Source organism: Krasilnikovia cinnamomea, assembly GCF_004217545.1.
Taxonomy (GTDB): domain Bacteria; phylum Actinomycetota; class Actinomycetes; order Mycobacteriales; family Micromonosporaceae; genus Actinoplanes; species Actinoplanes cinnamomeus.
Genome location: NZ_SHKY01000001.1, coordinates 593,682 through 617,721, shown reverse-complemented (window position 1 = coordinate 617,721; position 24,040 = coordinate 593,682). Strand labels below are relative to the sequence as shown.

Genomic DNA, 24,040 nt, shown 5'->3' with positions numbered 1-24,040 from the left:
TACCAGCACTGCCCGCTCTGCCCCTACCGGTGCCCGCCTGACGGCGTCCGTCGTGGCCGGCGAACTCACCAGACTCACCCCCCGAGACCGGCTCCTGCTCGACCTGCTCGATGCGCACAAGACCTTCACCACCGAGCAGATCCACACCCTCGCCTTCACCTCCCTGGCCCGGACCCGCATCCGCCTGGGCCAGCTCTACACCCGCGAGATCCTCGACCGGTTCCGCCACTACACGCGGCCCGGCTCGCAGTCCTGGCGGTGGTGCCTCGGCCCGGTCGGCGCGGCGATCCTGGCGGCCGGACGCGGTGACACGCTGCCCCGCCCGGCCACCGTGCGCGACGCCACCGCCCGAGTCGCCATGTCTCCGACATTGCCGCACCTGGTGACCGTCAACGGGTTCTTCGTGGCGCTGACCGGGCACGCCCGCACCCACGGCGGTACCCGGTTGCGGCGGTGGTGGAACGAGGCCCGATGCCGCGAACAGGTTGGCGCGGTGGTCCGCCCGGACGGTCACGGCGTGTGGGTGGCCGGGACGCGGGCGGTGCCGTTCTGGTTGGAGGCCGACCTCGGCACCGAAACCCTGTCGCGGGTGGCAGGCAAGCTGACCGGCTACGCGGCGTTGCCGCCGTCGTGGGCGTATCCGGTGCTGTTCTGGTTCCCCACCGGCGCCCGGGAGCTGAACTTCCACGCCTACCTCACCCGCACCGGGGTGCCCGACGCGGTGACCGTGGCGACCGCCGCCGCCGACCACGCGGCCGACACCGGCCCGGTGGGGCCGGTGTGGCGGGTCGCCGGACACCCCGGGCGGGTCAGCCTCGCTGACCTCGCCCCGCACGGAGACGGCGCGCCGTGGGACGGCTAGCAGCCGGGGTCGCGGTGGCGGTGGCGGCGCTGGTGGTGCTGGTCGCCGCTGCCGCCGGGGTGATCGGGGCGGTGTTCGGGGGCGGTGCCGCCTACGCGTGCACCGCCGTCGCCACCACGCCGGGCGCGACCCCGGCGGGGCTCACCGCCGAACAGGCGGGCAACGCGGCCGTGATCGTCGGGGTCGGGCAGCGGCTGCGGGTGCCGCCGCGCGGGTGGGTGATCGCCGTCGCCACCGCGCTCCAGGAGTCCGATCTGGTCAACCTAGGGGACCTCGGTGCGGCCAACGATCACGACTCGTTGGGGCTGTTCCAACAACGGCCGTCGCAGGGGTGGGGCACCCCGGCGGAGATCATGAACCCCGACCACGCGGCCACGTCGTTCTACCGGCACCTGCTCGCAGTGCCCCGGTGGCAGACACTGCCGCTGACCGACGCCGCGCAGGCCGTGCAACGCAGCGCGTACCCGGACGCGTACGCCACACACGAGGCGACCGCCGCCGCCATCGTCGCCGCCGCGTACACGGGCGGGATCACCTGTGACGGTGGCATCGTCGGTGGGCCGGGCGGGGACCTGCCGGCGCTGCCGCCAGGGTTCACCCTGCCGGCCGACACCCCGGCCCCGGTGGTAGTCGCTATCCGGTGGGCGTTGGGACAGTTGGGCACGCCGTACACGTTCGGCGGCGATTGCACCGCCCCACGTTCCGGCGTCCCGGCGCACCAGTGCGACTGTTCATCGCTGATGCAACAGGCGTACCGGGCGGCCGGCATCCGGCTACCGCGCACCACCCACGAACAGGTCCACGCGGGGACGCCGGTGGGCAGCCTGGCCGACGTGCGCCCCGGTGACCTGATCCTGATCCCGGGCAGCGACGGCACCCGCGCCGACCCCAGACACGTGGGCATGGCGCTCGGGTCCGGGCTGCTGATCCAAGCCCCGAAAACGGGCGACGTCGTGAAGATCAGCCGCCTATCCGGATGGGCGTCCGACGTGGCCACCATTCGGCGTGTCGTCCCGCAATAACTGAAATCCACAACGGCGCGACAAGCGGCATTCGATAAAGAGAGATTCCGCACATTCACGGGCTTGACTTAGGCGGCTAATCGAGCGTCCATGGGTAGGTAGCAATAACGACCCGAAAGGTGCAACGACATGACCGCCACCCCGCACAGCCGCACCGCCGATGCCGTCGTTAGGGCTGCCGGGTACTACGGCGCCCGTAGCGTCTTGCCGACCGTGTACGCGTTGGAGATCGATAACGGCATCATCACCGGCCATCGGCTGCCCGTCGCGCCCGACCGGCTCGCGGCAGATGCCATCGGCGACACCCTGGCGGAGATGATTCCCGCCGCCCGCCGCGTCCCGGTAGACGGCGACCTGGCCGCATACGTCGTCATCCTGCCCGCCCAGCGCATCGTGCTAGCCGCCGACGGCACCGGGGCTGTGCACCACATCGAACTACAGGGCGCACCCGGTGAGACCCCGAACCGCGACCAGTGGCGGGCCATCTCTGACGGGCTCACGGCCATGATCAACGCGACCATGCGGTAACCGCACCGACCCGCATCCCGCGCGCCCGGCCGACTGGCCGGGCGCGCGGCGTGTTCCCGGCAAAATCGGTGCCCGCCCAGCGCCCCCGTCCGGCCCACGGCACGCGCACCCCATACCGATATGCCGGCGCCAATCAGTAGGCGCTGAGCGTGGCGCACAGCGGCCGCAAACGCTAGGAACATGAGCGCGACATCCCGAAAACCGAGGCCCGGGCGGGCCCGAAAAAGTTCGGCACCCGGGTTGACATTAGTCGTGTGCAGAGCGTCCATGGACGTGGGCACCAACAAACGCCCCGGCGAAACCGCAAAGACAAAGACGCACCGGCGCCGAATGCGGAATTCGCTTTCCCCCTTTTCTGTGGAGGTCATTGTCATGTCTGCCGCCGCTACCGCCACCCCCACCGCCAAGGCCATCGCGCGCACCCTGATCGCCCACCCTGACGGCATCACCACCCGCGACCTCGCCGCCGCCGCCCGCGTGGGCGCCTCCACCGCCGCAAAGGTGCTGGTCGCCATGGAAAACGACGGCACCGCCACCCGCACGCCTGGCCCCACCAACGGCACCCGCAAGGCCGCCGACATCTGGCGCCCCACCGCCGCCATCACCGCTGACGAGGAGACCGACATGCCCGCCGACACCATCACCACCCACGATGCCCTCACGACGGACGACGCCCCCACCGAGGACGTCGCCGTCACATCCGACGCCGCCGGTGCTGACGAGCCCGGCGACGCCAGCGACGCGGCAGGTACCGATGAGCCTGACGACGCCAGCAACGCGGCGGGGTCGACGCTGGCGGCGGCGGTGCCCGCTGTGCCGGTGTCCGCTGTGCCGGTATCGGGTGCGCCGTCGGGCAGCGCGGACCACTTCAAGATCGTGATGGTGGCGGGCGTCCTGGGTGACCACCCCGACGGTGTGACCGCCGCCGACGTGGCCGAGGAATCCGGGCTTCGCGGTCCGGTGGTGGCGCGGGTGCTGACCGCTATGGAGGTTGCCGGGGCGGCGGTGCGCCAGCCGGGCGGCAGCGACGCCGCCCCGGAACTGTGGGTTCGCGGTGACGCCGATCTGAGTACGGTGGACCTTGCCAACGCGGCCCCATACCGGGAGTGCGTGTGCACATGCGGGCACCGTCACCGCGTGCGGACCGGCGCGACCGTGACCACCCGCCGCACCGGTCGCACCACGGGTGAGGTCAACACCGACGGGACGTCGAAGCTCGGCAAGAACGGCCTGCGCAACCAGGTGGAAGCGTTCATGCGCGACCTCGGTCCCGGTCACGAGGTCACCCCGGGCACCGTGGGCCGGGAGTTGGGTGGCCGCAGCTCAGGCGCGTGCCTGAACGCGTTGGGTCGCCTGTCCGCCGCCGGGGCGGTGGTGCTGACCAGCGAGGCGCCCGTCAAGTACGCCCTGGCCGACACCGCACCGGCCCCGTCCGACGAGGTCGCCGCGCTGATGACCCGCCCCGCGATCAGCGACACCACCACCGACGCGCCCGACACCCAGACCGACAACGCGGCGGACGCCTCGACCGACGACGAGGCGCGGGCAGCGTGACCACCCGCACGGGGGCCGGGGCGCGGGCAGCGTCCCGGCCCCGCCGCACGCCGACCTCGCACCACCCCACCGAACGGAGACCCCTCGATGAAGATCCACATCCGTCGGGTACGCCGCCACCTGGCGTGCCCGGAATGCGGCGAGCCGGCCCGCCGGTGCCCGCCCCGCCAATGGGTGACCGCCGCCGGCCCCCGGTCGCGCTGGTCACATCCGGACGGCGAACCGCTGTGTCCGGTCGTCGGCCCGGCCGGCTACCGTCCCGCCGACGCCCGCCCGGTGCGGCGCCCACGGTCCCGGTACCCGCCTCGACAGACGCCCACCGTGGGGCGACGGCGCCGGGTCTGGTCACGGTGGACACCCCGCGCGGTGCCGACCGGTGACCGGCACCGGCCCTGGGGCCGGCCGACGCCGGACCTTCCGCCCGGGTTGGCGGCCCGGCCGCGAGACGCCCGGCGCGGCCTGCCGATTCCGCCGGTCAACGTGCACGCCAACACCGGCAGCGGCGGTAGGCACGTGGACTTCACGACAATCAACACGATCGTTTCCACCAGGCTTGCGGTTGAACGGCGGTGCTCGCTGTGCGGCGAACCGACGAAATCGCTCGTGGCCTTCATCGGCACACGCGCTGTCCAGCCCACTCGTGCGAGCGTCGCCGCGCGGCACAGCTACGCCGCTACACCGACCCGCCCGGCCGTCCGGAGTGCATGGTCGCGGTCACGTTGTGCCTACACGTTGCCCTCGCCCGGCACCGGCGCGCCCAAGCCGACCGGCCGAGCGCGGGCATCATGCCGCCCGGCTCGCACGGCGACAAACCCGCCGGGTGCAGGCTGGGCATCACGCACCTGCCGGTCGATGTACCTGCCCGAACACGGGTTCACCGTCTACCTGCCGGCCCCGTTCCGCACCGTGCGCGCCTATGTGTACGGCCCGGACGGGCGTTTGCACCCCGGCCCCGGCACCCGGTGACCGCCCCGGATCGCGGCCGTCAGACTGGCCGCAGAAACCTTCATCGGCTCCAGCCGACGGCCTTGATCGCCCCGTGGAGGTAGGAAACATTGCTTGTGACGGCGCGCCGCCGGGACGCGAACCCCGGCGGCGGCGCCACCCACACCGCATCACTAACCATCGGAAGGGAACACCTGTCATGGCACACGAACTCGAGCGTCTCGCGAACGGCGAGACTGCCTTCGCCTCTGCCCGCCAGTCGGCGTGGCACCAGCTCGGCCAGATCACCGACGAGTGCATGACCGCCGAGCAGGTCATGACCAAGGCATGGCTCGGCGGCTGGGAGGTCCGCAAGATCCCGCTGCAGGGCATCGAGGTCAACGCCAAGGGCGTCACGAAGGTCGACTGCCCCGACAAGTGGATGACCGTGCGGACCAACCCCCAGACCGGGGCGACCGAGTACCTCGGCGTGGTCGGCGACGACTACGCCACCGTGCAGAACGAGCAGGTCGCCGAGATGCTGAACCTGCTCGTCGACGAGTCCGGCGCGCACTTCGACACGGCCGGCTCGATGCGCAAAGGCAAGAGCGTCTTCGTCACGATGAAGCTCCCCGACGCGATGGAGATCGCCGGGGTGGACCGGATGGACCTCTACCTGGCCGCCACCACCTCGCACGACGGGACCGCCTCGCTGCGGCTGGACGCGACCCCGGTCCGGATCGTGTGCGCGAACACCCAGCGCATGGCCTACGCCCGGTCGCAGGGCTCGTACACGTTCCGGCACACCTCGAACGTTCACGCGCAGATCAGCGAGGCCCGCGAGGCGCTGGGTCTGGTGTGGAAGCACTTCACCGCGTTCGAGACCGACGCGGAGAAGATGCTCAACGAGGCGCTGACCATGGGCGAGTTCGAGAAGATCATCGCTGAGGTGTGGCCGCTGGCCGACGACGCCTCCGACGTGGCGAAGAACAACGCCAAACAGCGGACCTCCACGTTGCGGTACCTGATCCGGGACGCGGACACTCAGAAGGCGATCAAGGGCACTCGGTGGGCCGGATACCAGGCCATCACCGAGTACGTCGACCACTTCGCCCCCGCCAAGACCGACACCGTCCGCGCTACCCGGGCGCTCACCGGGGCCGGGGCCGAGGTGAAGGCCCGCGCGTTCGACCTGCTCGCCGTGTGATGCGCCTGCGGCACCGGGGCCGCCACCGCCGCCGTTGGTGGCGCACGGCGGCCCCGGCCCCGGCAGGGCGACCCCGCCCGGCGTCGCGCATGCGGCTCGGCGACGGCCCGCGCGCCCGGCCCGCGCTGCCCACCGGGGCCGTGCCGTCCGCCCGGCGGCGGCCCGGCACCAGCGCCACCGGCCCGGCGGCGATCCGCCGCCACGGCCACGAGCGCGCCTTCACCCGACTCCACCCGATCCGGCTCTACGCCGATGGAGGCACCCACCATGAGATCCGACGAGCTGATGAACCTTATCGGCCACCTGTGCGAGGCATACCAGAACAGCACCGCCCACCGCATCGCCGCCGCCTACGAACTCGACCACGACGAGCAGCAGCTCCACCTCGCCGGGCAACGGCAATGGGACGAGATCGCCGCGCACCGGCTCCGCGAAGTCGAACGGGCCGTCCTCCCGGCGTTCCCGGAACAGGCCACCGCCGAAGGATTCATGCCGGTCCGGGCACTGCCCGGCGGCAAGGTCGAACTCCGCGCCATCGACACCGGCGCACGGCCCGTCGCGGTGCTCTTCACCGGCACCGAGGCCCTCAACCTCGGCGGCCGGCTCACCGCCTGCGGAGCCGTCGCCCTCGACCGCATCGGCCTCAAACCCGACGCCGAACTCCACCCGGTCTCCGGTGGTCCGGCCACCGGCACCGCCCCGGCATCCCTGCCGACCGTGCCCGGCCCGGCCACCCCCGCGCACCAGCGCTGACCCGGCGGACCCGCCGTGCGGCCGGGGTCGTCCGGCCGCACGGCGGTACGCCGCACCACAGCCTTCACGCGAAGGAACTCGAACATGAGACCTACTGACCCTCGTGCAGGAGTACGCCGCCGCGTACGCCTGCGCCGAACGCCACGCACCCTGCTCGACCAACAACCCCGACCTCACCCCCGCCTCCGGCGGCATGAGCGACGGCCAGCACGCCCTCCACGCTCCCCGCCTGCTCGACGCTCTCGCCCTGATCGAAGACCTCGACCCCGTCATCGCCGACGTCCTGCGCAACCTGCACCTGCGCGCCTACGCCACCGAGACCACCGACCGGATCATCGCGTTCGAGGTCAACGGCAGCGGTGAACACGACCACCCAATCCGCTAAGGAGCCCCACCGCCATGACCGACACCACCGGCGAACCCGGCCACCTCGCACCGACGGGCCCCGAGCCGCAACTCCGCGACCTGGTCCGCGTCCGGTTCGTCCTCGAAGAACATCAGGAACACCCCGGCGTGGTCATCGGCATCCTGCGCCGCCCGCGCATCCACGAAGGCGACCGGTACCGCGTCCGGTACCGCGACGGCATCACCGCATGGCACTGGCGCGACGAACTGGCCGTACGGGACTTCACCACGCACCGCGAGATCGTGCAGACCGACCTCGCCGCCATCCGCACCATCCTCGACCACGCCATCACCGCCGCACAGGAACACGACCTGCTGCACCGCGCCCTCAGCGACGTCTTCGACACCCTGACCGCCACCGCGACCACCTACCTCGGCGGAAACCTCGACACCCCGGCCCCGGCCGCCGCGCCCGCCGACTGAACACAGCGGGCCGAGACCACCAGCCCTGGCGGTCTCGGCCCGCACCAAAAACGCACCGACACCCGTCATCGGAGACCCCCTATGGAACTCAACGACACCGCCCGCGTACGCCAGCCCCACGACCCGGTCGAGTACCGCCTCGCCACCATCACCGACATCACCTACTCGACCCCACATACCACCCACATCCGCCGCCTACAGCTGCGCTTCCCGACCGGCGAGGAACGCAGCTACACCCCCGGCCGAGATCGTCGCCTGCACCCGGGCCGACGACCACGCCGCGCTCGTGGCCGCGTTCACCACCGCTTTGCGGTCGCTGCGCGACGCGTGCCGCATCGCCCACGACTACGACGAGCGGATCAACACCGACCTCATCGGCCTGCTGCTGGCCATTCACGGGACGGTGAAGACCCACCTCGGGATCGCCCTCGACCCGGCCGACCTCGATGCGCCGGCCAACCCCGAGCAGGTGACACCGTGAAGGCCCGCTGGACCCACGGACGCTCCACCCGCCACCCAGAGGCCGTCTGCGGCGCCGACGACGGGCCAGACACCCGGGTCACCGACGAGCCGCACCTGGTCAACTGCCCCGACTGCCCGGACGCCGCCGAGAACGAGACCATTCCCGATGACGCGGCCGACGGCGACCCGCACGTCATCGCGATGTTGCGGGAGGCGAAAGCCGGGAACGCCCGCAAGATCGGCGGCGTCTTCGTGGACGCCACCACCGCGAACGCCATCCTCACCGTCTACGACGCCGCCACTCCGAAGACCCAGGTGAAGATAGCCGCGCTGCCCATCACGATCATGGCCTCGTTCGCGTGGCGAGTCATCGGCGGCGGGTCCTGAGGTTCGCGATGCCCGGCGGCGTCGCCTCCGCGCATATGACGGGGGTGACGCCGCCGGCGACCAGCATTGGTGAGGGCGGGGTTTGGGCGGTGGCCGGTGGGACACACCGGAACCGGTGTGCGCGAACCCCGACCGGCCACCTCGCCCAGGCTCCGAGGCCCAACCACGGCATAACCAGGCCGCTTCTTTCCCCGGGTCGGGCGTCCGCCGATGATATCGAGATCCACCACGGCGGCGAGCGCTCCGCCTGGCCCGCACCACCGCCACTGCGGCGGCACCGCGCGAGTGAGACGAGGGAGGATGACCGGCGTGGCACGACGCACCTTCGACGCCCGCATCGCCCTGGACCGGTCCGGCGTGGCGGCCCACACCGGCGCGGCCCGCTCCACCGTCAACCATTGGTACCGGCACCGTGAGCACACCGGTTTTCCCGACGCCTTCACCGACGACACCGGGCAGGAATGGTTCTGGCAAGACGAGATCGACGCCTTCCACACCGCGCATCGCCGAGCGAAGCTGGCCGTCCTGACGACCGTGGACCGCAGCGGCGACCCGGACGAACTCGTCGGCTCGGGGGAGGCCGCGAAGATCATGGGGTACGGCTCGTACCGTAACCTTCCCGACGAGCTACGTGACCGGCCCGACGACGTGGAGATCCTCTCGAACGGGCGGCTGCGGCGGCGCTGGTACCGGCGCACCGTGTGGGCCGTCGCGGACGCTCGTACCGGGCGTCAGTCCACCGGCCGCACCCGCGGCACCACCGGCCCTCACAAACCGCACCCGTACGCCGACGACCCGCGCCTCCAACTCGCCGCCGAACTGCTGGCCGAAGCGCGCGAGGCCGGACACGACCGGCGCGGCCTCGGCGTGGAGCTGGCCCGCCGCCTGGGTATCGCGCCGCGCACCGCGCAACGGCTACTCACCGCCGCCGAGGCCGACGGGTAAGGCTGGCGGTGAAGGACGCGAGGCGCCGCTGGACGAAGTGGCCGGCGGCGCCCTGGCCTCGTCAGTTCACTCGTCCCCGTCCCCGTCCTCGTCGCCGTCCGGGCGGGCGGTCGACACCGCTGGGGCCTGCATCAGATAGCGCAAGGCGCCGTCGAAGTCGGTGCCTCGGGTCTCGGCGGTACGGGAGAGGACGTCGAACGCCTCGTCGCTGATCTCGATCAGGCGCCGTCCGGGTGCGGGCGTGGTCATCTCGGTTCCTCCAGTTCATGACGGGTGGCTGCCCGGTCGTCCGGGCACTGGTATCCCCATCCATGCCGACCGGCACGGAGGCATCAAGCCGACAGCGGCGGCGCACTGGCGGGCGGGTCCTGCGAGGCCGTGCGCGATGGATCCGGCGGGCGGTCGGAGTCTCAGTATCCGCGGCGACAGCGGGCGTTCGAGGACTGCGGCGAAGCTGCGAACCCGCCCGGGAGCCAGGCACAGCTGCACGGCGCTGCCGGGGAATGGTGACCTCAACGTGGGGGTGCTCGAGGTCGGGAGGGGTCGGAACCGATCCGGTCCGGGGCCTTGTCGTAGAACGCGGCCGGATATGAGCGCGGCGCACACGCCTCGTCATAGACGGGCACGGTGGCGGGTGGGCTGCGGTGCACCGCCGTGCCGGGCGGGTCGACGCCGTGATGGCGGCCCTCGGTGGTGCACCAGGGTGGGCAGTACACCGGACGCGGCCAAGCAAGGACGGCGCCAGGTGCCGGGATCGACTCATCCATGTCGGTCTCCTCACCTCCATCGAGCAGCGGGGTCTGATCCAGCGCCGTATCTCGCCGGAGTGTGGTCACCTCGTTCCCGCTCTGGCCGGTGCCTCGATTGGCCATCTCTGGCCGTTACCCACCGAGAATGTCGTAGGCATGCGGCATCCTTCGTTCGGAACCGTCAGGGGAGGGTGTGGGAATGGACCAGGCGACACGGCTGCGCGAGCAGGAGTTCGCGTCGATCCGGCTCCACGTGGCTGAGGGCCTTCGTGAGACCGGACTGAAGATCCTCGATGAGCGTGGCGGAGCCCAGGAGTTGATTCGCCAGCAGTACTCGGGCCGTTATCCGTTTGAGCTTCTCCAGAACGCCAACGATGCAGCGGTCGACAGGAACGCTCAGGGCCGGGCGCGTTTCCTCCTCACCGAGACGGCTCTGATCGTCGCCGACGATGGATCCGGCTTCGAGGACAGGCACGTCGCAGCGATCTGTTCCCTCGGGCGGTCATCAAAGGGGCCGGGCACGGCCGTCGGGCACAAAGGGCTCGGCTTCAAGTCAGTCGGCGAGATCACCGATCGGCCACAGATTTTCTCGGCGAAGACGTCGTTCGAGTTCGACGGCGACCGGCTTCGTCGGGAGGTGGCTGCCATCGTTGGAGACCTGCCTGCCAATCAGCGTCTACCGGTCTACGCGTTTCCGTTCACGGTCGCGGCGGCTGAGCTCGATAACGATGCAGGCGAGATACTCCGCCTGCGGGATGAGGGATTCAGTACGGTGATCCGATTGCCCCTGCGGCTCGGAGTCGACCGGCTGACGGTTGCCGAACACTTGGTGACCCACCTTCGGCCGCGCCTGCTGCTCTTCCTGCCTGGCATCGACCGTATCGACCTGCAGGGCACCTCGGCGGACTTCTCGGCGGCGGTGACCCGGCAGAGTGTCAACGATGCGGAGCGGGTGACGCTCAACACTGGGGCTGGCGCTGAAGAATGGCTCATCTACCGCCACGAGGCGCAACCGACACCTGAGGTTCTGAGCCCACTAGGCGAGGCGTGGTCCGAGGTCAAGGCAGTCCGCTGGGCGGTGGCGGTGCCGCTGGACGAAGCGGGCGAGCCCCGCACCGACGAGACGTTCCCTCTGCACGTCTACTTCCCCACTGAGGAAGATCCGGGCCTCCGTGTCTTGGTCCATGCCGAATGGATCCTTGGTATGGACCGGCGTCAACTGAGCGCCGCCCCGGAAGCTCAGCCGTACAACGAGATGCTCCTCGAACACTTGGCCGAGTCAGTTGAGGAAACCGCCGTGGACATGGTGCGGCGCTGGAATGCCTCGGCGGCCGCCGTCACGGCGCTCATACCGGCCTTTGCCCCACAGAGCGGCGGGGCCAGCCAGGCCCTGCGCGGTCGTTGGCAGGATGCGCTGACCCGGGTGCCCTTTTTGCCGGTTGTCGCCGGGTCGCTAGCCCGACCCGCTGACATCAGCCTGCTTCCCGACAAACTGCCGAACATTGACGCCGCGCACGAGTTGGCCGACCTCGACGGCGAACGTGTTTTACGCCCTGACATTGAGCAACTGAGTCCGGTGCGGTCCTTCCTCACCGGACACGTGCGCATCAGGGTGATGAGCATCAGGGGTTTCCTCGCAGTCCTCCGTCCTCCGCACTTGGCGACCGCGGTGGCCTATTACCGTTTTCTCGCCGACTGGCGGGAGGAGGACGGTCGGCGGTTGCTGCCCGAGCTGCGGGAGGTGCCATGCGTGCTTACGGTGAACGGTGAGCTGAGGGTTGCCGCTAGGCAGCCAGTGTTTTTTCCCCGAACTCGAGGCGATGCACCGATACCAGTCGATCTTCCGGTGCCGATCGCGGAGGTGCCGAAGGTCGACGGTTCCGAAGCGCTCCTCAGGGAGTTGGGTGTCCGGCCGTTCGAGTGGCGGGAGCTCGTCCGTGACTTCCTTCTCGGAATTCTAACGAATCCCGACGCACAGCCGGGACTGCGCGACCGCGCCATGGCAGGGATGCGCGCCTATCATCAGGCCCGACTGTCGGGAAGTGACGCCTTGGTTTCGGAACTCGGTAGTGTCCTGCTGCCGGCGCGGGCCGCGGCGGGGGACCGGCGGGAGCTGCGCGCCGGGGGCGCTATCTATTTCGGACGCGATTGGACCGGCTCAGACGACCTTGAGGTCATCTATGGGCCATTTGGGGAGGCGGAGTTCTTGGATGTCGACCCTCCAGTCGATTCGGAGCAACGCCACGTCGAGCAGGATTTCTACGAGATGCTCGGCGTCCGGGACCACCCGCGACTCCAGGAGGCGAAGACGGACGCCCCCGACGGCTACGCGGCAAAAGCATCGGATGCTCTGAGACGGACGAGGGCGTATGACGCCTGGCGCATGCAGCCAGAGGTCCAGACCGCCCGACGTTGCCAGCAGGGACACGGAAACTCGCAGATGTTGCAAGGCGCCTATCGGATGGACCGTCACGAGGATCTGTTGGACAGCCGTGATAGGCAACGGTTCCAGGCGCTCTGGCGGCAGCTGGCGCTGCACTGGGCTGATGTCTACGAGAGCGCTATGACGGCGACGTTTTGTTGTAGCCAGTCGCAGCACATCGGCGATCGCGATCGCCCCGTCGAATCGCTGTTCGCCTATTCTTTGCGATCCTGGCGCTGGTTGCCCGTGTATCGAGGCAAGGTAGCCGAGCTGGTCCGGCCTGGCGACGCATGGATCGACGCACACGACGTACCCAAGCGGATCCGGGAGCGCATTTCCCGTATCAGCGCGTCGATGTTTCAGATGAAGGGCGGTAGGGCCCTGGCCGACGCGCTGGGTGTCACCGACGCCAGCCGGCCGGCGGTCGCCGACCTGCTCGCGCTGCTTGCCGACATCGCCGAGGAGTCTGACCGCCTGGGGCACACTAATCGGGAAATCGACCTCGCGGCCCGATGGGTGGTGCGTGCCCTCGACGACGTTCTCACGGACGAGACACCACATCCCCATCCAGACTCGATCCGAGTACTCGCGCGGTACGACGGACGGACCATGTTCGTCGCGAGGCCACCGTACACCGATGACCCACTATTGCGTGAGACCTGGGAACGGCAGCGCCCGGTGCTCAATGCCGACCAGCGGCTCGGTCGGCTCGTGCGATACCTGGCACTGACCAGCCTGGACGAGGCCGTATCGACAACGCCTGTGGCATTCGGCGAACACGTAAGTGACGACGTTCACCGGACAGTCTCGAAGACGATTACGGCAGCCAAACCGTACCTGTTCGCGTTAGTCCGATCCGAGAACGCCCGATCCGAAATTACCGCCCGCAACGCCCTCGCGCGCATGGAACTCGTGATATGCGACAGCCTTGTCCTACAGTACGAGCACGACGGCCACATCATTGAACGCGACGACGCCACCTGTTTCATCGCGGAACGGCGCGACGCGCGCCGTCACACGATCGCCACTGCATACCTTGAACTGGAGCGGGACACCGGTGCACCCCACTGGTTCCCATTCGGCAGGCAACTCGCCCAGCACCTTGGCATACCCGCTCTGGCCGATGCCTTCACGATGGTCTTCACCGCGGGATACAACGACCGCCAGCGGATGATGGCCGACCGGCAGATCCAGCCGGAAGACGTCGACGAGGCTCGCGAGCTGCTCGGGCTGGTCGATGAGGAAGACATCGATGTCATACCTGACGACTTCGCGGCCTTAATCGATGCCCCTGCCATCCGCAATCCGCAACCAGAACTGGCGGCGGGGTTGGGCCGCTCCGCTCCCGGCAGCCTGGTGACCCACAGCAGCTTGGGACCACCCAGCATGCCGACGCCGAATTTGCCGCAAATCCCAGAGCCAGACTACGAGCTGGTGCGTATCGTTGATGGTCGCCTGGGCACGCTCGACGAAAAGAGAACTGCCACGCGTGCGGCTGACCTCGGGGGTGGTGGCCCGGCTCCCACCCTGCAGAGTGAAGCGGACAAGCGCCGGGTGGGCCGGCGCGGCGAAGAGATCGTGTTCCACAAGGAGCGCGAGCGGCTTCGAGCCGCGGGCAAGGACCCGAATAGGACAGTTTGGGTGTCGGCGGAACGCGAGACGTCGCCGTTCGACATTCGCAGCGTCGACGACGACGATCAGGTCATATACATCGAAGTTAAAGCCACCAGGGCAGATGATCCTGGTGAGCCCTTCTATATCTCTCACACGGAATTGTTGGAGGCCGCTCTTCACCGCAGCCAGTACTACATCTACCGGGTGACTGGGACGGACTCTGCAACGCCGGTGATCACGAGGATTGCTGACCCGCTCGGTGAGATTAGTGACGGTCGGGGGCGCCTGCTGTTGACCAAGGCGCAGATGATCCTTCCATTCGCTGACCTGAATGAATGAGGCGGATGTGCGTACTGGCTGCCGGGATCGGGCACGGGAGAGTGGGAGTTGTCGTGGCGACACGCCACGAGTCACATGACCAGTACTGAGACCTGAAGGACTGGACTGCGACTGACGAGTCGATCGGCAACCACTCCCCTCGCCGAGGCGGGGTCGGCGCCGGCGGGGAAGGCGTACGGGTCGGGGGCGGGGCGCCCGGTGCGTGCGTTGTCTTCACTCCAGGCATCAAACCGGCAGCGTCGGGCGTGCACCGTTGACAGTTGACTCCTCGCGGCGAAGCTCACGGAGTAGCTCGGAGACCCGTTGTTGCGGATGGCGATGCCGTTGCGGCGTAACCGGTGGGCGAGGGCGTCGCGGCGCGGCCGGCGCCTTTTTCGGTCTCCGGTCGGGCCGCGGCGTCGGTGAGCATTCGCAGGACGCTGAGCACCAGAGCCGTCGCGACCCTGCGGAGATCACCGCGTTCCCGGCGCTGCTGCGGCCGGTACAGGTCGACGATCAGGGCACGACGCTGGGGCAGATGGGCAGGGGAGCGGTCGCGATCACCGTGACCACCGACGCCGGTGTCCCGGTGCGGCTGATCACCACACGCCTGAAGTCGAAGCTGCTCACGTTCCCCGGTGGCCGGTTCAACCCCCACGACGAGGACGAACGCGCCCGCTACGCCGCCTACGCCCTCACCCGCCGCATCGGCGAAGCTGCCGCCCTCCGCGTGGCCCTCACCGCCGGCTTGAACGGGCCGGGCGAGCCTCGGATGATCCTGAACGGGGACTGCCCCTCCAACTGCTACTCGGCCCGCCCGGCTCCGAGATCGGCCCCGCGGCCTCGACCAGCCATACCGCGGCGACAGCCAGTGCATGTGGAACCTTGCCCCGCTCATACCCCAGGCCAGGGCTACTCCGGATCAGCAGCGGCCGCACCACACGCATCGACCACATCCTCGTATCCCACACCCGCGTCGCACCGCTGTCCGCGGTCACCGCACACGCGATCATCGACACGCCGCCGCACCGAGAGATCCGTGGCCGCATGACCGACGGTGACTTCACTCGAAGCACGGACTGGGCCGGACACTGCATGTCATGATGCGAGATGCGGAACGAGCACAGGCAGCAACCGCTCTGGTCGCGGCTCAACGACGTGCCGGCCAACTGCTTGCCGGGCGTGGGGACAATGGTGAATCCCGGCACATGGGATTGACCGTTTGAGCCTTTCTTGACGCGATGACCAGGCATCCCGTTAAGGCACCGAATGCGTCGAAACAAGGCTATCGACCCGTGCCGTGACCCGATCCATCGGGCCAAACACAGGCCCTGGAACGGAGGACGCCGGAGAATGGCAGAACGGGAATACGAGGGCGCGCTTGCCGAATACACTACGCTCCGCGCCGAGATCGACTCTCGTTATAAATATCAGCAACAGATCCTTGCGCTGCAGTTGACGCTGTCCAGCGCGATCTTTGCGTTCGGTTTGTCGCGACCAAGTCTTGTGGGAATTCTGATGATCGTTCCGTTGAGTTCCTATCTGCTCTGCGGTCGGTACGTCGGCCAGCGGACCGCAATACGTTGGGCTTCGCGGTACATCACGAAGGAGCTGAGCGAGCGGGTTCCGGGCGGCTTCAGATGGTCTGTGTGGGCGGCCGAGAATCGTCGGCCCGGTCGGTTGCTCGACTGGTACCTGCCGCTGATCATCTGCTTTCCCGGCGCAAGCCTGCTGGCTCTCGGATGGACTGCACGTTTCGTCTTCCACCCAGACCATCACTCGGGGTGGGCGACGGCCGGGGTGGTCTCCGTGTGGATCACAGGCCTAATGGCCGTCGGCACCTCCAGTTACCTCCTGAGCCGTGTCTTTGCGGATCGAACCGACCGCGGGGCGGCCTGACGGTAGTGACCGGCCTTAAGCACAGGAGAGCTCGTAATGTCCATTTTGACATTCGGGGTGCGCCTAAACGATCAATCGTGGTCGACGGCCCTCGCCACCCTGCCCAGCCGCTTCTCAGAGAGCAGCCACCGGGAAGGCGCGTTGCGAAATGAACGAGTGCAGGTCGACCTAAGCGAGGTGGGATACGCCGATTTCGTGACGCTCGGCCGCCTGCTCGTCTTCGTCCGAAGTGTCACCGACGCCGGGGCGGACTGCTCCGTGCGGCTGCCCAGTATTGAAGGCCTACGAACTGGCACTCCGCAGGATTGGAATACCGCGCCGCGCGTCATGCGAAGGCAGACCTGCCGCCTCTATCTCGAGCAGACCGGCATGGTCGAGGCCTTGGGCCACCATATCGACGAGGAGCCGAGATCCGACGCGGTCGCGGCCAATATGGATTTGGAATCGCCGGGGCCGGCATCCCAGGCAGCACCTTCCCATCGGTACCGCCGAATTCTTCGCTACCGATGGATGAAAGTCGAATCTGTCCGAAACATGTTGATGAAACGTCCGGACGAAACATACCGGACACTGCGCGAAATGGGCCTACGGTCGGAGACGGCGGCTGCGGTAAACCGTGGAATCGTCTTCGAGCTGCTCGAGAACGCCGAGCAGCATTCAGATACTGCGGAGATCCTCCTCGGCGGAGTCATCGTCGACCCTGACACATCCGGCGCGCGGGCAGCCGACTTCCACACGTCAATGCAGACCTCCGCCAGGCATGCCGCGGCGGTCAACAGCCCACTCATCAGGCTCGTTGTGGCGGACACCGGGCGGGGAGTGGTTCGTGCCGACGCCATCGTCAGAGCGTTCGACACATGCCTGGGCGATGCAGACAGCGGCTTCGACGGCGCGGCACGCGGGCTGTGGAAGGTCTCGAGGGTTGTCCGTGCGTATCGAGGGGCGCTGTTGGTCTCGAATAGGATGCACGTAGTCGGCCGGGTCTTCGAGGGCGGTGAGGCCGGGGAGGTGTTGGGCACGGCCCCGGGCGGACTGACCGGGACATTCGTGGAGTGCGCCGTCCTGACTAGCCCGGGAGACTCCGCACTCATCGGCGCGGGGCAGCTTGCCACGCCGCGCCGCCGGCAATCCACGGCACGTCCGAAGATTACTTCCGTCACCACCCAGCTGTCCTCCCCGGCGGGCCTGCTCGATGAGGACCGGGCTCGTATCCGGGATCTGCGCGGAAGTTTGCCCGCCGGAACCACCGACCTGGTCGTCGCCGTGAATACTCCGCACACCGGCGACCGTGCCGACGACGCCGGAATAGGTCACGCCATCGCCCAAATCATGGATATCGCTGCCGAGGACATCACAGCCCAGCCGGTGACGATCGCGTTCCCGAACGTCAACCGCCCGCTCATGTCGGTGGCGGTGGAGTATCTGAACGCGGGATTCGATGAGCGAGCTGCCGAAGGTGCTGCGCTGCCGCCACCCATTCTGGTGATCGCCCCGAGCAACGGGCACTACTGGGTTGGCGGCACACCACTACAGCGACGTGTGCTTGCCCGGCTGTCGACTGCCGATCCACCGGCCGCGGACACCATCTCATCATGGCCGGACGACGAGGCGGCCGCGATCGCGGAGCTCGCGAACCGGACCCGGCTGTTGCTGGTCGGCGAGGAGTCGGTGGCCCTGCAAGCGAGACCGGAGGACGCGGTTACGGCCTTGGCGGGATGGGTCGGAGATGAGATCGCCCGCACGATCAGGGACGCCCCTCGAGGATCCGGTCAGGGCGACGTGTGGCGGGGCCGGTACCTGACCCCGACCCTGCGAGTGACAAACCGATGGTTTGATCTGGACGCTTTGCTGGACCGATTGACGTTGCAGGCACTGACGGGGGTCACGCTCGCCGCCCTCGTGGAGGACGCCGTAGGCCCGTTGAATGGGGACGCAACTCCGCCGGTGATCGTCCGGCTCGAACACACGCCGGCAGAAATGGCCGCCGCGTTCGCAAGGTCGCTGACGGGTCACGATGAATCTGTCGATTCCCTGCAGGATGTTCCCTCCGCTGAGCACCAGTCCGACGCCAGCACGCGGGTCCTGTTGGTGACGGATGTCGTCTCCAGCGGGACGACCCTGTTCCGGGCTCTGACCGACGCGGTCGATCGGGAACTGGTTCCCGTCGGCGTTGCGGCCGTGGTGGACGCGCGTACGGTGGAGCACCGCGTCAGCGAGCCGCACCACGTCGAGTACGGTTCTGGCCGTATCCCGCTGGTAAGCCTAGCCACAGTGGACATTGATGCTAGCGCCGACGATCAGGGCGGGTCCGAGCCGATCGATCCCGTCTTGCGGCGGCCCGAAGCAGGTCGGCGACCCACCCCCCGCTACCTCGTCGAGCAGGACGCATATGTGCACGCATTGCAACGCAACACGGCGGCCCGCCTCGGACACATCGAGCGGCCAGCCGACCGTCACTACACCGCGTACGTCGACCCGACGCTGCTCTTCCGGGAGAAGGAGTGGTCCCGGAGGGTCTTCGACAAGATCACAGGTGTGATCAGCGAGCGACATCGAGATTCCTTCGGTGCCGACGATGCGGCGGCCTGTCTCCTGTTTCCCGCAGGTACGGCAGACGATCTGACGACAACTGCGGATTGGCTGCATGCGGCGCTGACGACGGCCGGCCTGAACCTAGCGCGGCCGATCGCGGTACCGAGGGCCGCCCACGCCGGGAACTGGCAGCTGACAGGCTCGGTGAATCTGCCCCCGGTCAAGCACGCCGTGATCCTCGATTCCGGCTCAAGTAGCGGCCATACCGTCCAGCAACTGGTCGGCTTGGCCGCCGACAACGACGCCGTCACCATCACCGTCGTCCTCCTGCTCAACGGGATGAGCGACAGCGATGCCGTGAATCTGCAGCGGATGGCCACGGTTCGGCGTTCGGTCCGGGAGTCGACGCTCGGCCCGGCTGCATTGGAGATTTACTACGTCGCCAAGACAGCCATGCGCAGCATCACCAGCGGCCGCTGCGCCATCTGCGCGCTGCGCCGCCGGTACGGGTCGGTGACCTTGTACGCGCCGATTCCCCATGCGCTCGCCGGGCACCGTGCCTGGTTGATGCGAACGCTCGAGGCGCGGACCAAGCCTGTGCTGTTCGAGGAGCAGGCAGCCGATCTGTTCGGCGCGAGCGTGAGCCAGCCCGACTGCGTGGAGTACCTGAGCTGGCGCCTGCAACTGCGGGATGCCGCGCTCGACACCACACGTCGCGCGAAGCTGTTCAGGCGGCTCCCCGCCGTGGCGCGGAACCAGCCGGCTCGGGACGCACTCGTCCGGCTGCTCGTCGCCGAGTCTCAGTGGCTCACGTCAGCGCCGCTGTGGTTCCCTGAGTGTCGCTCGAAGATTGCGGACATGGCCGCTTCGATGCTGGCCGACAACTCCGCCTTGCTGATCGAGCCCCGGCTTCGCGCGCAGGCGGCCATTCTCCTGGCCCACGTGGCGCCGGAGCGGTTCGCCCGTGAGCTGAGCGGGATTCTGCGTACCAACCGGCGCGAAGGCCTGGTGATCGAGCAGGTGCTACTGGAGACCCTCCTACTGATCGTCGATCCGCGCGGGTCCGTGCAATACCCACGGAACCGGGTCGCGCAGCAGTTGACGGAGGGTCTCGTGTACCTCGAGGACCAGCTACGAGACAAGGACAAGGCGCCGGCGATCGCCTCGGACTTCGTCACACTTTCCCTGATCCGCTACATGTTGTCGCACGCCCGGCGCCCGTTGCGGGAGCGGCCCACCGATGCCCAGGCTGCCTGGTTCATGCTCAGTCATGAGATGAAATCAGTTTCACACGATTACGGGAACTCCGTGTGGCACATTCAACGAGGAATCGAACTCGCCGCAGCGGGGGGAACGGTCGGCAGCACAGAGCGGATGCGGGAACTCTGGCGGACCTGTGAACGCTACCTGCATGAGGCGATCCTGCCGAACGTCGAGCCGCTGCGGCAAATCTTACTCAGCAAGATCGTGCTCGCAGATCTGGCTGCTGACGACGCCACCCGGTGGGAACAATCGCTGTCCGCCGGCGGCGACAAGGTAGTCGACGAAACAACGGTGCGACTAGAAGATATTCTCAGTGAGATAGACAAAGGCATCCGGCCCTCTGCGGAGAAGGCCGACGAACTGCTTGCCGATCTCGCATGGTGGCCGCAGTTCGTGTTAAATCCTGACGGCTTGCTTCCGCGAGTCATCGAACGCGGTCCGATCGATGTCTTGCAATTCATCGAGGAGTTCTTCCCTCCTCCGGCAGTCATCGTCGCCGCAGACCCCGGCGATGAATTGGATAGACGGCCCACAAGCATTGCGTTTTGCACCAATCGTCTTATCACGGATATATTTGATCACATCCGCATCAATGCGGAGATAACCCATCGCATCCCCGGCAGCCCTCAGAAGTTTAGGGTTGAACTCGCTCAGCCGCGCCCCGACCACATCATAGTTACGGTTCGGAACAATGGCAGCGCGCGGGACACCCCTGGCAGGGGAACAGGTCTGGAGACGCTGCGGCACCGACTTGCTCGGTTCGGCGGCGCGCTTAAGGAAGTCCCAGCCGGAGAGGGCTGGACCTACGCCGTCGCGGTACAGCTGGACGTATGGAGGATGCCGGCATGACGAACCCCCGCGGCTTGATCGTCGATGACTTTCCCGGCCTCGCAGAACAGATCAAGGGAATTGTGGACTACGGCTTCAATGCATTGAACTGGGAAGTGGAATGTGAACCGACCGATTCAATCTTGACGGCCTTTAGGATGATTCAGGAATTGCCGACGTTCGACTTCGCCATCATCGACTACGACCTTGACGGCGAAATCGGCAAGAGCGTCGTAGAGGAACTTCGAATGCGCCAAGGGCCCGACTGCTACGTCCTGGTGATTACGGGCGAGGCGAGCCGCCATCCCGACTTCCGAGAGCTCTCCATTGGTGCTGGCGCCGACGATGCAATTATTCGGACGCGGCTTACGCTGCGGCCGAGGGGCAACGACGGCTCAGAAGCGTGGGACGCAGTAAGCCTGGCGCGCCGTATCCGCAAACACATGAAGGCCTTGGAGCGGGTGCACGACTTCAAGATCGAGTTTGCAAAGGACACCGGCACTCAATCCATGCTGAGCAGCCTCGGCGAGCCGCCCGGCGCGAGGGGAGACGTGATCGATCGCGGCAAGCACATCGCCCGTACCTTGATCCTCGAGTTTCTGGAACGAGAGAATGATGCCGGTGCGGTCCTGTTTGTCGACCGTCTCGCACCTGGCCGGTCAGGGGCGCATGTGTGCAAGGTACGTCGCAAGCAGGCGGGCCAGCCAGAGGAGTCCTTCGTCCTCAAAATTGGCCTCGACCGGGCCGCGTTGGAGGCGGAACGCCAGGCGAACGACGAGGCGGCGCGGGTGCTGACATCGCAATTGCTTGTCACGCATACCGACGGCCTGAAGACCGACCACTCTTCAGACTACGGCGCCCTGGCGGCACGCCTGGCACACAACGCCGTGACTCTTGATTCCTGGTTGCGAAGTCCGGAGACGACCGCCGCGCAGGCTCGACAGGTGGCCGACGAGTTGTTTGGCGGGCATCTAAAACGTCTGTTTCAAGAGACTCTGCGGCAGACCCAGGACAGCTCTCGATGGCTCGACACTGCACCACTTCATAAGCGCCGGATCGAGGATGCCCTTGCGACCTACGCCCCGGTCTGGGCACATCCCGAGGGCGCCCATCAAGAGAACGTCGATGAGCGTGTCGTGCTGCTCCGCACGTACATCGAGACCCGGACCCTGCCGGGCGTCGAACCCAGCATGATCGACAAGACTGTGGTATTCGTCCACGCCTTCGGCGACCTGCACGCCACCAACGTCCTGGTCCAAACTGTCGGCCAGCCGCGCCCCGTGCTGGTCGACGCATCGCAGTACGGGCCACATCATTGGGCCACCGACTCGACTCGCCTGCTGGTGGATCTCGTGCTGCAGGTGCGGCGGGCTGGCGTCGAGTCCATGCTATGGTCCGCCGTTGCGGACGACTGCGCCTACGCCGATGGGCTCTGCGGCTGCACCGCCGACAACGCTGGCGAGTCGACGACCCCTGTCGACGCTTTCATCGCTCAGGTCCTAACCGAACAGCGTAGATACCTGTGTGTTGCCGAGCTGGGCTTGCGCGACGCCTTCTGGCACTGGCAGTGGCACGTGGCCTTGGCGCGGGAGTTCCTCCGCCAGGGGACCCGGACCGGCATGTTGCCGACCCGGGCCGTCGTTGCGTTGTCCGCGGCTGCCTCGCATCTCCGACGGGCTGCTGACGCTTTGCGATCCTGACATGTGCAGGCGCCTCGTATGCGCACGCGGCCGCCCTGTCCAGATCCAACCGCGCTCGTCGACCGACGGGACGCCTGCCCGGCTTCCTCACAACCTTGAACCGCAGGCACGGGCGCGGGGTACGGACCCGCCCGGGCGTCACTCGTTGTCGTTCCACGCCAGGAGCGGCTCCAGCAACACCCGGTCGCGTGCAACCGCCGATCGGGCACAGCGGACCCTTGGCGGAGACCGTCCGGGCCTTCGACTACCGGGGCAACGTGGGTGAGGCGACCACGGTGGTCCAGGCGGACCTGCGCGCGCCCACCGGCTGGATAGTCTCGCCGGAGCAACTCACGGTCGTGCACGGTGCCACCGTCGACGTGACCGTCGAAAGCCCGGACACCGACCTGCAGTCCATCACCTCCGCGTAGGGGACCGGTTCACTCACCCGGGTCGGCGACACGAATCTGTGGAAGGGCGCCGTCCCGGTGAACCCGGAGGCCAGGTCGCGGTCATACTCACCGACCACGTCGGCAACAGTTCAGCGCTGTCCACCGTCGTGCAGGTCGACAACGATCCGCCCGCCGGCAGGGTGCTCACACCCGAGCCGGGGGCACGGCTGCGCGGCACGTTCACCAGTACCCTGACCGGCGTCAGCGACCTCAGCGGCGTGGTCACCGCGCGACTGCGGGTCAACGGCACACTCGTGGGCACCGACACCACCGCCCCGTACGCGCTGGCAGTCAAGACCGGCACCTACTCCGGCAACCTCGCACTGAGCTGGACGCTCACCGACCGCTGGGGCCAGCCCCGGACACTGCCGCCGCGCACGGTGGCCGCGGACAACACCGGACCGTCGCTGTCCATCACCAAGGCACCCACGAACAACGCCACGGTCAAAGGCACGGTCACCGTGTACGCCAAGGCGTCGGACCCGAGTGGCGTAGCCCGCCTCGAACTGCTGGTCAACGGCAAAGTCGTCGCCAAGGACACCACCTCCGTCTACGCCCTCCGCGTCAACACCACCACGCAGAAGAAGACGATGAAGGTGCAAGTCCGCGCGTACGACAAGCTCGGCAACACGAAAATCCACCACCATCCGCACCTGGTACCGCAAGTAACGCCGATATGACCCCTGACTCCCGGGGTCGGGGTATCCGAAGAATTTGAGTCTCGGCTGGCCGGGATTGCACGCGTACGCGGTTCTGCACGGAACCCGTACGCCGACACCCGGCAAGGTTGGTGCTAGGCGCCGGAGCGGACT

The 24,040-nt window shown here is 67.8% G+C and carries 19 protein-coding genes; 17 read left to right on the top strand and 2 right to left on the bottom strand.

Annotated features, from left to right (window positions below; all coding sequences use genetic code 11):
• Positions 1-52: 52 nt before the first annotated feature.
• The 11 genes from EV385_RS02625 (at position 53) to EV385_RS02570 (ending at position 9,472) form a co-directional block, all read left to right on the top strand.
• Entirely contained in the window at positions 53-862 is an 810-nt protein-coding gene (locus tag EV385_RS02625) for a replication-relaxation family protein (RefSeq protein ID WP_130507994.1), read from the top strand.
• 353 nt (positions 863-1,215) lie between these two features.
• Positions 1,216-1,884, top strand: a complete 669-nt coding sequence (locus EV385_RS36010; RefSeq protein ID WP_423203094.1) for a C40 family peptidase — start codon at positions 1,216-1,218, stop codon at positions 1,882-1,884.
• A gap of 129 nt (positions 1,885-2,013) precedes the next feature.
• Positions 2,014-2,412 (top strand): hypothetical protein, encoded by a 399-nt coding sequence (locus EV385_RS02615; protein WP_130507992.1) that lies wholly within the window; start codon positions 2,014-2,016, stop codon positions 2,410-2,412.
• Positions 2,413-2,784: 372 nt separating this feature from the next.
• Positions 2,785-3,966, top strand: a complete 1,182-nt coding sequence (locus tag EV385_RS02610; RefSeq protein ID WP_130507991.1) for a MarR family transcriptional regulator — start codon at positions 2,785-2,787, stop codon at positions 3,964-3,966.
• 1,144 nt (positions 3,967-5,110) lie between these two features.
• Positions 5,111-6,097, top strand: coding sequence for a DUF932 domain-containing protein (locus EV385_RS02600; RefSeq protein ID WP_130513024.1), 987 nt, complete (start codon positions 5,111-5,113; stop codon positions 6,095-6,097).
• A 267-nt stretch (positions 6,098-6,364) separates the two neighbouring features.
• The gene (locus EV385_RS02595) at positions 6,365-6,850 is read left to right on the top strand and encodes a hypothetical protein (protein WP_130507990.1); all 486 of its coding nucleotides are present in this window, start codon (positions 6,365-6,367) and stop codon (positions 6,848-6,850) included.
• Between the two features lie 103 nt (positions 6,851-6,953).
• Positions 6,954-7,235, top strand: a complete 282-nt coding sequence (locus EV385_RS02590; RefSeq protein WP_242624661.1) for a hypothetical protein — start codon at positions 6,954-6,956, stop codon at positions 7,233-7,235.
• 14 nt (positions 7,236-7,249) lie between these two features.
• Complete coding sequence (locus EV385_RS02585; protein ID WP_130507989.1) at positions 7,250-7,678, top strand: hypothetical protein; 429 nt, start codon at positions 7,250-7,252, stop codon at positions 7,676-7,678.
• A 286-nt stretch (positions 7,679-7,964) separates the two neighbouring features.
• The gene (locus EV385_RS02580; RefSeq protein ID WP_130507988.1) at positions 7,965-8,159 is read left to right on the top strand and encodes a hypothetical protein; all 195 of its coding nucleotides are present in this window, start codon (positions 7,965-7,967) and stop codon (positions 8,157-8,159) included.
• Positions 8,156-8,527: a hypothetical protein gene (locus tag EV385_RS02575; RefSeq protein ID WP_130507987.1), complete on the top strand. Its 372-nt coding sequence runs from the start codon at positions 8,156-8,158 to the stop codon at positions 8,525-8,527. The genes EV385_RS02580 and EV385_RS02575 overlap by 4 nt, the downstream gene beginning before the upstream one ends.
• Positions 8,528-8,827: 300 nt before the next feature.
• The gene (locus EV385_RS02570; protein ID WP_130507986.1) at positions 8,828-9,472 is read left to right on the top strand and encodes a hypothetical protein; all 645 of its coding nucleotides are present in this window, start codon (positions 8,828-8,830) and stop codon (positions 9,470-9,472) included.
• Between the two features lie 66 nt (positions 9,473-9,538).
• Here EV385_RS02570 and EV385_RS02565 read toward each other — a convergent pair whose 3' ends face one another.
• Positions 9,539-9,721: a hypothetical protein gene (locus EV385_RS02565; RefSeq protein ID WP_130507985.1), complete on the bottom strand. Its 183-nt coding sequence runs from the start codon at positions 9,719-9,721 to the stop codon at positions 9,539-9,541.
• A gap of 263 nt (positions 9,722-9,984) precedes the next feature.
• Positions 9,985-10,239: a DUF6907 domain-containing protein gene (locus EV385_RS02560; protein ID WP_130507984.1), complete on the bottom strand. Its 255-nt coding sequence runs from the start codon at positions 10,237-10,239 to the stop codon at positions 9,985-9,987.
• 181 nt (positions 10,240-10,420) lie between these two features.
• Here EV385_RS02560 and EV385_RS02555 point away from each other — a divergent pair, with 181 nt between their 5' ends.
• The 6 genes from EV385_RS02555 to EV385_RS02530 all read left to right on the top strand — a co-directional run bounded on the left by EV385_RS02555 (position 10,421) and on the right by EV385_RS02530 (position 23,908).
• Positions 10,421-14,596: a protein NO VEIN domain-containing protein gene (locus tag EV385_RS02555; RefSeq protein ID WP_130507983.1), complete on the top strand. Its 4,176-nt coding sequence runs from the start codon at positions 10,421-10,423 to the stop codon at positions 14,594-14,596.
• Positions 14,597-15,928: 1,332 nt separating this feature from the next.
• Positions 15,929-16,474 (top strand): hypothetical protein, encoded by a 546-nt coding sequence (locus tag EV385_RS02550; protein ID WP_130507982.1) that lies wholly within the window; start codon positions 15,929-15,931, stop codon positions 16,472-16,474.
• Positions 16,475-16,510: 36 nt separating this feature from the next.
• Positions 16,511-21,118 carry a hypothetical protein gene (locus EV385_RS02545; protein ID WP_130507981.1) on the top strand — a complete coding sequence of 1,536 codons (4,608 nt, stop codon included), beginning with the start codon at positions 16,511-16,513 and terminating at the stop codon, positions 21,116-21,118.
• On the top strand, positions 21,115-22,797 hold the full coding sequence (locus EV385_RS02540) for a response regulator (RefSeq protein ID WP_165449371.1): 1,683 nt from the start codon (positions 21,115-21,117) through the stop codon (positions 22,795-22,797). The genes EV385_RS02545 and EV385_RS02540 overlap by 4 nt, the downstream gene beginning before the upstream one ends.
• Positions 22,798-23,015: 218 nt before the next feature.
• Positions 23,016-23,207 (top strand): hypothetical protein, encoded by a 192-nt coding sequence (locus EV385_RS02535; protein ID WP_130507979.1) that lies wholly within the window; start codon positions 23,016-23,018, stop codon positions 23,205-23,207.
• A 38-nt stretch (positions 23,208-23,245) separates the two neighbouring features.
• Complete coding sequence (locus EV385_RS02530; RefSeq protein ID WP_130507978.1) at positions 23,246-23,908, top strand: Ig-like domain-containing protein; 663 nt, start codon at positions 23,246-23,248, stop codon at positions 23,906-23,908.
• The last annotated feature ends 132 nt before the right edge of the window (positions 23,909-24,040 follow it).